Origin of the sequence: Polaribacter sp. 11A2H (genome assembly GCF_011379025.1) — a bacterium.
Taxonomy (GTDB): domain Bacteria; phylum Bacteroidota; class Bacteroidia; order Flavobacteriales; family Flavobacteriaceae; genus Polaribacter.
In genome coordinates this window covers 480,836-493,341 of sequence record NZ_WTLD01000001.1, presented here as the reverse complement: position 1 = coordinate 493,341, position 12,506 = coordinate 480,836, and the positions used below count along the sequence as shown (strand labels likewise).

11 protein-coding genes and 1 riboswitch are annotated in these 12,506 nt (G+C 31.9%); all 11 genes read left to right on the top strand.

The window, feature by feature from the left end; all coding sequences use genetic code 11:
- Positions 1-40 precede the first annotated feature (40 nt).
- Positions 41-406 (top strand): YchJ family protein, encoded by a 366-nt coding sequence (locus tag GQS58_RS02115; RefSeq protein WP_166382359.1) that lies wholly within the window; start codon positions 41-43, stop codon positions 404-406.
- Between the two features lie 232 nt (positions 407-638).
- A complete protein-coding gene (locus tag GQS58_RS02110) occupies positions 639-2,102 on the top strand; it encodes a cobyric acid synthase (protein WP_166382357.1) in 1,464 nt (487 codons plus the stop codon).
- Positions 2,096-3,103: a pyridoxal phosphate-dependent aminotransferase gene (locus GQS58_RS02105; RefSeq protein WP_166382355.1), complete on the top strand. Its 1,008-nt coding sequence runs from the start codon at positions 2,096-2,098 to the stop codon at positions 3,101-3,103. Before GQS58_RS02110 ends, GQS58_RS02105 begins: the two co-directional genes overlap by 7 nt.
- Positions 3,094-4,026, top strand: a complete 933-nt coding sequence (gene cbiB / locus GQS58_RS02100; RefSeq protein WP_166382353.1) for an adenosylcobinamide-phosphate synthase CbiB — start codon at positions 3,094-3,096, stop codon at positions 4,024-4,026. Before GQS58_RS02105 ends, cbiB begins: the two co-directional genes overlap by 10 nt.
- A gap of 1 nt (position 4,027) precedes the next feature.
- The gene (locus GQS58_RS02095; protein ID WP_166382351.1) at positions 4,028-4,564 is read left to right on the top strand and encodes an AAA family ATPase; all 537 of its coding nucleotides are present in this window, start codon (positions 4,028-4,030) and stop codon (positions 4,562-4,564) included.
- A 38-nt stretch (positions 4,565-4,602) separates the two neighbouring features.
- Positions 4,603-4,793: riboswitch (cobalamin riboswitch) on the top strand.
- A gap of 81 nt (positions 4,794-4,874) precedes the next feature.
- Entirely contained in the window at positions 4,875-7,130 is a 2,256-nt protein-coding gene (locus GQS58_RS02090; RefSeq protein ID WP_166382349.1) for a TonB-dependent receptor, read from the top strand.
- A gap of 3 nt (positions 7,131-7,133) precedes the next feature.
- A complete protein-coding gene (locus GQS58_RS02085; RefSeq protein ID WP_166382347.1) occupies positions 7,134-7,940 on the top strand; it encodes a (2Fe-2S) ferredoxin domain-containing protein in 807 nt (268 codons plus the stop codon).
- Positions 7,937-9,481: a uroporphyrinogen-III C-methyltransferase gene (gene cobA / locus GQS58_RS02080; protein WP_166382345.1), complete on the top strand. Its 1,545-nt coding sequence runs from the start codon at positions 7,937-7,939 to the stop codon at positions 9,479-9,481. Before GQS58_RS02085 ends, cobA begins: the two co-directional genes overlap by 4 nt.
- 4 nt (positions 9,482-9,485) lie before the next feature.
- Positions 9,486-10,424, top strand: a complete 939-nt coding sequence (locus GQS58_RS02075; RefSeq protein ID WP_166382343.1) for a sirohydrochlorin chelatase — start codon at positions 9,486-9,488, stop codon at positions 10,422-10,424.
- Positions 10,421-11,131 (top strand): precorrin-2 C(20)-methyltransferase, encoded by a 711-nt coding sequence (gene cobI / locus GQS58_RS02070; protein ID WP_166382341.1) that lies wholly within the window; start codon positions 10,421-10,423, stop codon positions 11,129-11,131. The genes GQS58_RS02075 and cobI overlap by 4 nt, the downstream gene beginning before the upstream one ends.
- Positions 11,128-12,504: a precorrin-3B C(17)-methyltransferase gene (cobJ, locus tag GQS58_RS02065; RefSeq protein ID WP_166382339.1), complete on the top strand. Its 1,377-nt coding sequence runs from the start codon at positions 11,128-11,130 to the stop codon at positions 12,502-12,504. Before cobI ends, cobJ begins: the two co-directional genes overlap by 4 nt.
- Positions 12,505-12,506: the final 2 nt, after the last annotated feature.

Sequence of the window (12,506 nt, the reverse complement as noted above, 5' to 3'; positions counted from 1 at the left end):
AAAAGGATTATTATATATTGTATTAATAAATAATAAAACAATGAAATGTCCTTGCAATCCTTCTAAACTATATACTAATTGCTGTAAAAAAGCACACCAGAATATACATTCTGTAACTACATCAGAAGAATTAATGCGTTCTAGATATAGTGCTTTTGTGATGGGGAATATAGATTATCTACAAAAAAGTCATCATAGTGCAACTAGACCATCAAATTCTGAAAAAAAAGAAACATTAATTTGGACAAAGTCCATAGAATGGATAAAACTAGATGTTTTAAAATCCACAGAAAACACGGTTGAGTTTAAAGCTTTTTTTTACGAAAACAACTCTTTAAATGTAATTCATGAAAATTCATTTTTTGTAAAAGAAAATAAGCATTGGGTCTATAAAGATGCTTTATAAAAAAGACAAAATACGACACCACTACTCAATCTAAATTACTTCTAAAAAAAGAAATATTACAGATTATACTTTCATACAATAAATATAAAAAACGACTAATTATATCATTATTTTTATAATTGTCTCTAGACAACAACATTATTAAAAAATTCTAGCAATAACTTTATCGGTAACCCTATACGAAGTCTATATTATTTATATATTTTTGTTTTCTACAATAAACAAAATTAGAATGCAAAAATTACAACCTATCATGTTAGTTGGCACAGGCTCTGATGTTGGTAAAAGCTGGATAACAACTGGAATTTGCAGATGGTTGAAACAAAAAGGATATAACCCCGCACCATTTAAAGCGCAAAACATGTCTTTAAATAGTTTTTCTACACCAGATAATTTAGAAATAGGTAGAGCCCAAGCTGTACAAGCAGAAGCATGCGGAATTCCGCCAACAGTAGAAATGAATCCTATTTTATTAAAACCATCTTCGGTAAATAAATCTCAGATTATTTTACACGGAAAACCAGTTGGTAACCAAACCGCTAAAGAATATTTTTTAGGAGATGATAAAAAACACCTTTTTGAAGAAGCTAAAAAATCGTTTAAACAATTAGCTTCTAAACACAACCCAATTGTAATGGAAGGTGCAGGCAGCATTAGCGAGCTTAATTTAAAACATAGAGATATTGTAAACATGCGAATGGCCGCCGCCGCAAATGCGTGCGTTTATTTAATAGCGGATATTGACAAAGGCGGTGTGTTTGGTAGTGTTTATGGGACTATTGAACTACTTGAAGATTGGGAACGTAAATTAGTAAAAGGAATTATCATTAATAAATTTAGAGGCGATCCTTCTTTATTTGTTGATGGAAAAAAGAAACTAGAAGAACTAACAGGTATTCCTATTTTAGGGGTTTTACCCTACGCAACAGATATTATTATAGAAGAAGAAGATTCTGTTGCTTTAAATAGAAGAGCAACAACTGCAAAAGAAAACAAACTTAATATAGCGGTTGTTAGACTTCATTACATGTCTAATTATACAGATTTTCAGGTTTTAGAACAAGAACCATTAATCAACCTTTATTTTACTAGAAATTCTTCGGAAATTAATAAAGCAGATATTATTATTATTCCGGGGACAAAAAATACGATTGAAGATTTAATCGCCTTAAAAAAAGACGGTTTAGATACTATTATTAAAGAACAATACAAACACATTCCTGTTATCGGAATTTGTGGTGGATATCAAATGTTAGGTAAAACGGTTAAAGATCCTTTTTCCGTAGAAAGTAATGTAAAATCAGAAGAAGGTTTAGGTTTGTTTCAAATTGATACAACTCTTTCCAAAACAAAACAAACCGTACAACGTAAGTTTCAGTTTAAAGATTTTAAAGAGGTTTGTATTGGTTATGAGATTCATATGGGAGAAACTACCGTTCCAAAAAACAACCATTTAAATATTATAAACGGTAAAGAAGAAGGCTATTTTGATGGCAATAAAAGTTGGGGGACATACCTTCATGGTATTTTTGATAATCAAAACGTTGTTACCGAATTACTACATTTAAAATTCCCTGACGCAACAGCCATAAACTACAAGGAGTTTAAAGCCCAACAATTTGATAAATTAGCAGATTGGATTGATGAAAACTTAGATATGGAAGCAATTCTAAAAAATAGTGCACAAGAATGTTAAACGGCCACGGAGATGATCTTCATTTAATTGATGGAGAAATTAAACATAATTTTAGCTCAAACGTATATTATAAAGGGTGTCCAGAAATGCTACTTAATGAAGTTTCAAAGCACGTTCCTTTAATACAAAGTTATCCTTCTCCTGCTGCAAACGAATTGAATATTCTTGCTGCTAAAAAGTTCAACCTTAAAAACGAACAGTTTTTATTTACCAACGGAGCAACCGAAGCTTTTTATCTTATCGCTCAGTTTTTTTCTGATAAAAAGGCAGCAATTATTGCACCAACTTTTTCTGAATATGAAGATGCTTGTAAAATATTTAAATTAAAATACGAGTTAATTTCTAGAACAGAAATACATAAAACAAATGCCGACTTAATTTTTATATGCAACCCAAACAATCCTACGGGAGCTATTTTTTCTAAAAGCGAATTAGAACTTCTTTTTCAACAAAAACCAAATACTACTTTTATTATTGATGAAGCATATATTGAGTTTACAAACAGTGTTGAATCTATTGTTTCATTAACAGAGAAATACATCAATTTAATAGTAGTTCGTTCTTTAACCAAAACATTTACAATTCCTGGTTTACGTCTTGGTTACGTAGTTTCTAATGCGGAAAACATTACACAACTCTTAGCTTTAAAAATGCCTTGGAGTGTAAATTTATTAGCAATAAAAGCAGGGGAATATATTTTTAACAATTACAAAACGCTTCAATTTAATAGTACAGAGTTATTAGAAGAAACAGCCTTATTTAAAAAGCAACTTACCGCAATAGAAGGCGTAAAAGTTTGCGATAGTACTACTTCTTATTTTTTAGTTGAATTACTGCATACATCAGCAAAAAAACTTAAAGAATATTTAAGTACAGAACATCAAATTCTAATTAGAGATGCTACTAATTTTAATGGTTTAGAAGGAGAATATATTCGACTTTCTACTCAAAGCAAAAAAGCGAATAATATATTAATTGAAGCTTTAAAAAAATGGATGTAACCTCAATATACATTTTAATAATTGCCTTTGCTTTAGATGCTATTTTTGGAGATCCTAAAAAATTACCGCACCTTATTGTTGGTTACGGAAATAGTATTTCTTTTGGTGAAAAAAAATTAAACAAAGGCGCTTCTAAAGTCTTTAAAGGTGCGCTATTAACTATTCTATTGGTTGGTATTTCTTTTGTATTTCCTTACCTAACTATTCGTTTATTAAATGCGTACAACTTCCCTATTCTTTCTATTTTGTTTTCAATAATAATGTTGTTTTATTGTCTTGCCAACAAAACATTGATAAAAGAAGGATATGCCGTTTTTAATACGCTCAAAAATGAAGGTTTAGAAGCCGGACGAAAACGTTTATCTTGGATTGTAGGTAGAGAAACTAATAATTTAAGCGAACAACAAATTAGAGTTGCTACTTTAGAAACCATGTCAGAAAACTTAAGTGACGGAGTGATTGCACCTCTTTTTTACTTTTTAATTTTGGGGATTCCTGGGGTAATGGCTTATAAAATGATAAACACTTTAGATTCTATGATTGGTTATAAAAACGATCGTTATATCTCTTTTGGTAAGTTTGCGGCTAAATTAGATGATGTTGCCAATTATATTCCGGCTAGAATTACAGCTATATTAATGTTACTTGTTCAATTAAAAGTAAACGGAATTTCTTTTGTTTTTAAAGAAGGTAAAAAACATAGTAGTCCGAATGCTGGTTACCCAGAAGCTGCATTAGCTTATATTTTAGATTGTCAGTTTGGAGGGCCTAATTATTATCACGGAAAATTACTTAAAAAACCTTTTATTGGTAGTAACAACCGTATAATTAAACACGAAGAAATTAAAATTGCTAGTCGAATTAATTATGCTGTAAGTATCTTATTTTGTCTTTTAAGTATTGCAATTTTATTACTGTTTTAAAATGTCTAAGCTTCAAAAAAAATATATTATTACAGGTGCTCCTGGTACTGGAAAAACGACCTTGATAGATAGCCTTCGTACAGATGGCTTTAATTGCTTTGAAGAAGTTTCTAGAAAATTAATTACTTCTCAGCAAGAGCAAAAAGGAAACAAGACTCCTTGGCAAGATGTTGTTGGGTTTACCAATTTAGTCTATCAAAAAATAACAGCAGAATTAAATATAAAAAGCAATAAAATTACTTTTGTAGATCGTGGTTTAGCAGATAATATTGCTTATTTAAAATTAAAAAAACATCCTATTTGTTCTAAATTTTTAAATTTTAATTATAAAAAACATTATCACATTACTGTTTTTATGCTTCCGCCTTGGCAAGAAATTTATACCGAAGATCCACAACGTCTTCAATCTTTCGAAGATGCTAAAAAGCTACATAATTTATTGGTAGAAACTTATACTAATTTAGGGTTTTCAATTAAAAGTCTACCTAAAACAACTATTTCTAAACGTTTAGATTTTATCAAAAAAATCGTTAATTAATCCGTTTTTACTATTAGTTAACTCATTTAAAAAGTACTACCTTCGCTGCATCAAATGGTTTTTTACGTTTTCGTAAAGATTAAAAGGGAATTTGGTGTAAATCCAAGACTGTTCCCGCAACTGTAAAACTTATAAAGTACTCATTAAGTAAACCACTGTAGTAAGACTATGGGAAGGTAAATGAATATAAAGTTGAGTCAGGAGACCTGCCACTATGATAATAATTTATAATATTAACTCTCGGGTAAAGAGTTAGAAAATTATGTTTATTTCATATTTTCTTTCCTTACCTGCTTAACATCATTTTTAAATGTACAAAAAATTGATTTTATGCAGCGTATGGGCTATGTGTTTTTCATTGCCCATATTCTCACAAAAAAAGGCCATTAAAGGTAAAATAACTGATGCAGAAACACAGTTAGCAATCTCTCAAGTTCGTATTTTAACAAGCGGAAAAACAGTATTAACAACAACTGATGAAAGAGGAAACTTTTCTATTACGGCTGTAAAAGCACCTATAAATCTAACATTTTTGTTAGAAGGCTATATAGAAAAGACAATTACCTTAAAAAAAGGAACCAACAATTTAGCTATTGTTTTAGATAGAGAAACTACAGAACTTTCTGAAATTATTATCAGTTCTAAAGACGAAAAAAAACTAGGTGTTCATAAGGTTTCTAAAATATCATTGCAATTAATACCTATTAGTAGTTCGCAAGATTTTCTAAAAACGGTTCCTGGTTTATTTATAGCCCAACATGCAGGTGGCGGAAAAGCAGAACAAATTTTTCTTAGAGGTTTTGATAATGATCATGGAACTGACTTTGCTGTTTTGGTAGATGATATTGGAATTAATTTAAGTTCGCATGCACACGGACAAGGGTATGCCGATTTACATTTTTTAATTCCAGAAACGGTTCAGAATGCAGATTACTACAAAGGACCACATGAAACTTCTTTAGGTAACTTTGCTGTTTCTGGTGCTGCAAAATTTACAACCAAAGACAAACTACATCGCAATTTTGTAAAACTAGAATATGGTCAATATGATTTTACAAGAGCTCTGGCAATGGTTTCTCTTATAGATCAAAAGAATTTTTTAACTAAAAATGATGAAAGTGCTTATATAGCAATTGAAGGGACTTACAATAACAGTTTTTTTGAAAGTAATCAAAAACTTAGGCGTTTAAATACTTTTACTAAATATAGTATTTCCCTATCGGATAAACATCAATTAAAAACCTCTCTTTCTACTTTTCATAGTGATTGGAATGCTTCTGGACAAATTCCTTTACGTGCTGTAAAAAGCGGGCTTATAACTAAATATGGTGCTATTGATGATAAAGAAGGTGGCGATACTAAAAGAATACACGTAAATGCACAGTTAAATTCTACATTATCTAACAATACAACGCTTATTAATCAGTTGTATTATGTATCTAATACCTACAATTTGTTTTCTAATTTTTCATTCTTTCAAAACGATCCTGTTCATGGAGATATGATTCATCAACAAGAAAACAGAGATGTCTTTGCTTATAAAGGAAATATAGCCATAAACAACATTTTAGAAATACCTAATAGTACCACAACCTTTGGTTGGTCTGCAAAACATAATCACAATTACATTGGTTTAAATCATACTATTGGCAGAGAATTATTAGAAAATGTAAATAGGTTTAAAATTAAAGAAACCAATTACGCTGCATTTATTAAAGAAAGAATACAAATTACTAATAAATTAACGGTTTTAGCGGGGTTAAGAGCAGATTATTTCGACTTTAATGTAACAGAAATTATACCAACTCCGCAACAAGGAAGTACAACCGCTTTTAAACTAAGCCCTAAACTAAGTCTGTTTTACGACGCTACAGAAGATCTTCAATTTTATGCAAAAGCAAGCACTGGTTTTCATTCTAATTATGCAAATGCCGCAGTAAAAAACAAGAGTATAAATCCTTTGCCAAAAGCAATTGGGTATGACTTAGGGACTGAATTTAAAATAGGTGATAATTTTATAGGTAATTTAACTTCATATTATTTACAAAGTGATGCCGAATTTGTATTTGTGTCTGATGGTTTCGAGTTCGAAAACAAAGGAAGATCTAAACGTTTAGGTAGTGAGGCTTCTTTTAGATACCAACCGCTGCCCTACTTTTGGCTAGATACAGATTTAAATTATAGTTACGGTACTTTATTAGATGCCCCTAAAGGGGATAATAAAATTCCGAGTGCGCCTCGTTTTACCACTACTGGTGGTGCTACTTTACGTTTACAAAACGGAATTAAAGCATCGCTACGTTATCGCTACTTAGGAGAACGTCCTTTAACCGAAGACGCATCTATAATAGCACAAGATTATTTTATTGTAGATGCTGTTGTTAATTATACAACTTCTAAATATACAATAGGAATTTCTATTGAAAACTTATTTGACACTAGTTGGAGAGAAGCTGTTTTTTACGACTCGTCACAATTACAAGGAGAATTAGCGCCTGTAGATGATATTCATTTTACACCAGGAACTCCGTTTTTAGCTAAATTAAATCTAACTTATTTCTTTTAAATTATGGGTAAAAATATAGCCAATACAACACATACTTTTTTATTCTGCGACGGAGGCTCTTGCCAAAAAGCAGGATCAGAAAAAGTAGTAAGAGCTGCAAGAGCTTATTTACGTAATAATGATCTTTGGGATACTGTACATACTATTAAAACCAGATGTAATGGAAGATGTGAAGACGCACCTACTTGTATTGTAAATCCAGGTGAATATTGGTACAAAGAACTAACTGCTGATAAAATTATTCCTATTGTAAAAAGTCATATTGATAAAAACTTACCCGTTGAAGCTAATTTATTATATAAAAAGGAATGGGATGCGCTAAAATCTAATAGAGAAATAGCGCCATTTAAACCCAAACCTTTCGAATTAAAAGACGACAAAGAATTAGGGGAATGTTTTATAACAAAAGGCTTTAGCTCCGATCAATATTTGTATCCTTTATTCTTATACTTATTAGAAAACCCCAAAGGTGTAACACTTAAAATGGCACATCTAAAAGCAATGCCGTTTACAGAAATAACTGCCGCAAATTATGCTAAAACATACACGTTAGAATTAGAAACAGCAACCGATTGTATACCACTAACCATTGCTGGTGTACCAAAAGAAGATAAGGAATTACAAAAATCAAAAATTTCTAGTACAGAGTATTTTTATCAAAAAAAAATAAACCAAACAGGTATCCGTTTTAAAAATAAGTTTGGAGAAGTTATAGGAATCATTAACTTTGATTCTATAGATAATTTGGCTTGGAAATATTGTACTAAAATTCAGTTACAAAACGCGAGTCAAGATTTAATATCACTATGAATAAGAACATCTCTATATTAGGTTTAGGTTGGTTGGGATTACCATTGGCTTTACAACTTCAAAAAAGTGGCTACTCCGTAAATGGTAGTACCACAACACTTGGTCGTTTAAAACCATTGTCTAAATATGCGTTTCAATCAGATAGAATAAAAGTTGAAGCTGATAAAATTATTGGTGATTGGGCATCTTTTATCCATGAAACCTCAACTTTAATCATCAATTTTCCGCCAAAGCGGATTGATAATATTGAGACCATACATCCGCTTCAGATAGCGCAAATTATAAAAAATACTGCCGCAACTACAAAGGTAATTTTTGTAAGTTCTACTTCTGTGTATCAAAATACAAATAGCCTTATAGACGAAACAATACATTGTGTGCCAGAAAAAGCATCTGGTATTGGGTTGATAAAAGCAGAAGAATTATTAAAACAACATTTTGGAAGCAACCTAACTATTTTACGTTTGGCAGGATTAATTGGTCCAAAACGTCATCCCGGAAGATTTCTTGCCAACAAAAAGCAATTAAAAAACCCAAACGTTCCGGTAAACCTCATTCATTTAAAAGATAGTATTGGTTTAATTGAAACTATTTTAGAACAAGATTGTTTTGGCGAAATTATAAATGGTTGTGCAGATGTGCATCCTAAAAGAAAGGAATATTATAAAAACGCTGCCATACAATTAAACTTGCCTGCTCCTATTTTTGGAGAAGATACTGCACAAGATTTTAAAATTGTTGATAATTCTAAATCGAAATCAATCTTAAATTTCGAATATCAGTTTGCAAATCCAGAATTGATTTTTGCAAAAGACAAATTGCCAGAAATAAGCATTGTAGGTGCAGGACCTGGTAATAAAAATTTATTAACGTTAAAAGCTTTTGAAGCCATACAAAATGCTGAAGTTATTTTACATGATAATTTAATATCAGAAGAAATAATGGATATCAATACAACTGCAGCACGTATTTATGTAGGTAGAAAATTTGGCGATAAAGAAGATCCACAAGCTCGTCAGCATAAAATAAACGAATTGCTAAAAACACATTGCGAAATGGGGAACAAAGTAATTCGTCTAAAATCTGGTGATCCATATATTTACGGTCGCGCTGCAGAAGAGGTACGTTTTTTAAAGAAACATCAACTTCCTTTTACAGTTATCCCTGGTATATCCGCAGCTTTAGCAGCGGCAAGTGCAATGAGTATACCTGTTACAGAAAGAGGTTTTTCTAATGCTTTTTTAATTTGTACAGCACACACTGCAGATTATTCTACAACGCAATTAAAGGGTATTGCAGAAATGTTGAATGCTGGTAATACTTTGGCGCTTTATATGGGCTCTAAAAGTTTAGATAAAATCATTCCGAAATTAATAGCCGTTTGCAACAATCCAAACATCCCGATTAATGCTATTTCTAATGTTTCTAGAGATAATGAAATCTTACTAACATCAACATTAGAAAATATTGAAGAAGATATCATTACACAAAAACTACCAATGCCCGTAGTATTTTTAATAGGTGCAAACCCAATAAATTAAGAAGATGAAAGAAGGAATTTTATTATGCGGACACGGTACAAGAAGAGAAGCTGGCGTAAAATCGTTTAAACGATTGGTGAGCATTCTTAAAGAACGCTACCAAGATGAATATGAAGTAGATTATGGGTTTTTAGAATTTAATCATCCTACGTATGAAGCTGCCGTAGAACGCATGTATGCGCAAGGTATTCGAAAAATATATGCGTTGCCTGTTATTTTATTTGCGGGTTCACATGCCAAGAATGACATTCCGTTTGAGTTAAATACCTTACAAGGTTATCACGATGATTTAACCATTTCTATGGGAAAACATATTGGTGTAAGTTCTTTTTTACTTGATTTATCGTTAAAACGGATTGAAGAAACAGAGAAAAAATTACCTAAAATTGATAGAAAAGAAACCTGTTTGGTAGTAGTTGGTAGAGGAACTACAGACCCAGATGCCAATAGCGATGTTGCTAAATTAACCAGTATGCTTTGGGACGGAATGGGCTTTGGTTTTGCCACCACAGTATATAGCGGAACAGCGTTTCCTAATGTAGACGAAGGTTTACAATTAGTCGAAAAATTAGGTTTTAAACGTACTATTGTGATTCCTTTTTTCTTTTTTACAGGTATTTTATTAGAGCGAATTTATAAAAGCGTTTCGGAAATGGATGCGAGTTCTAATTTAGAATATGTGTACACAGATCCTTTTGGTGCCGATGAATTAATTTTACAGGCTTTTGATGAGCGTTTACATGAAGCTAAAAACGGAATAGCAAACATGAATTGTCAGTTATGTAAATACAGAAAACAAGTCATTGGTTTTGAAGAAGACAAAGGGAAAGAGCAAATTGGTCATCATCTTAATGTAAAAGGAATTTTATTTGAAGAAGATGAAAAACCAAATGAAGAAGAAAACGGTTTTACAAGTAAAATTAAAAAAATGTTAGGCATATGATAGCAGGTAAAATTTACGGCGTTTCATTAGGTCCTGGCGATGCCGATTTAATTACGCTAAAAGGCTTAAAAGCATTACAGCAAGCTGATAAAATATATTATCCGGGTTCTTTATTTAAAGACGGAAGAAAGGCAAGTTATTCGCTTTCTATCTTAGATAATTATAACTTAGATGCTGCTAAATTAGTCGGTTTTCATCTAAAGATGGATTTAGAAAGAGCGCAAGCCAAAGAAATTTACGAAACTACCTTTCAGCAAATTTTAGCTGATTATAAAAAAGGATTATCAATCGCCATTGTAAGCGAAGGCGATATTAGTACGTTTAGTTCTTTTTCTTATCTATTAGAAAAAATACAAGCGCATCAATTAACTATTCATTTAATTCCGGGTATTAGTTCTTATTTGCATTTAGCAGCAGAAAGTAAAATGCCTTTGTGTTTACAAAACGAAAAAGTAGTTGTTATTCCGCGTATACAAACACAGGAAGAGTTAGAAGAAGCAATTGCACATTTTGACACCGTAGTATTAATGAAAATTATATCGGTTGTAGACATTATTACCGATGTAATAGATCACAAAAAACATAGCATTACCTATGCAGAACGCTTAGGCACCGATCAACAATTTATAACAACCGATTGGGCAATTGCAACACAAAGAGAAACCCCTTATTTTTCTCTTATCATCATTAAAAAAATAAACAAATGAAAATAACTGTAGCAGGCTTAGGTCCTGGAGATATCGATTATATGTTACCCGTAGTTAAAAATGCTTTACAAAAAGCAGATGTAGTTATTGGTTACGACTATTATTTTCAGTTTGGAGCCTCTTTATTTAAAGAAGATGCAGAACTAATTTCTATGCCATTAGGGATGGAAGAAGCAAGAGCTCATAAAGCTATTGAAAAAGCAAAAGAAGACAAATATGTAGTGGTTATTGGCTCTGGTGATGCCAGTATTTATGCCATGGCGGCGATAGTTTACGAGGTAGTTTCAAAAGAAAATCATACTGATATTGAATTAGAAACCTTACCAGGAGTTTCGGCATTTTTAGCTGCAGGAAGTAAATTGGGTGCGCCATTAGGTCACGATTTTTGTTGTATTTCTCTTTCTGATTTAATGACTCCTTGGAATAAAATTGAGCAACGAATTAAAGCTGCCGCAATGGGCGATTTTGTAACGAGTTTGTACAACCCAAAAAGTAAAAAGAGACATTGGCAATTAGGCCGATTGCAAAAAATATTTTTAGCAGAACGCTCACCTTCTACTCCGGTTGCCATTATAAGACACGTAACAAGACCAGAAGAAGAACTTAAAATAACGACATTGGGTGAATTTAATCCTGATGATGTAGATATGTTTTGCTTGGTGATGATTGGAAACTCGCAAACCTATCGTTTTAAAGACTATTTAGTGACTCCTAGAGGGTACTTAAATAGAAAACCACATACAGGTAAAGAAATTCAGCAAGAAAGCTTTAGAATCGTTACCGAACATATTAAAGATTTGCCTTTTGCTATCGCTGATAAATGGGCAATAACGAGAGTGATTCATACCACTGGAATTTTAGAAGATTTTAATCATTATTCGGCAACACCAGAAGCGATTGAAAATTGGCACAACCATCTTAAAAACGGAGGTGAAATTGTGACTGATGTTACCATGGTACAAGCAGGAATTACAAAAGCTTTTACAAAGGAATACGGCAACCAAATTCACTGTTTGTTAAATGATGAGGAGGCACAAGAATTAGCAAAATCAGAAAATATTACCCGTTCTCAAGCAGGAATTAGAAAAGCGATTGAAAAATACCCAAATGCATTATATGTTGTTGGGAATGCTCCTACTGCTTTATTTGAAATTGTAGACCAATTAAGAGATAATAAAGCCTTTAAACCTGTTGGTGTTGTTGGTGTTCCGGTTGGTTTTGTAAATGTATTAGAATCGAAAGAACAATTATCACAAATTACAACAACAGATTGGGTAATTATAGAAGGCAACAGAGGTGGCAGCAATGTTGCGGCAGCTATTGTAAATGCCGCTTTTACGTTACCAGAAGCATCCACCTATTTTAAATCTTAAAA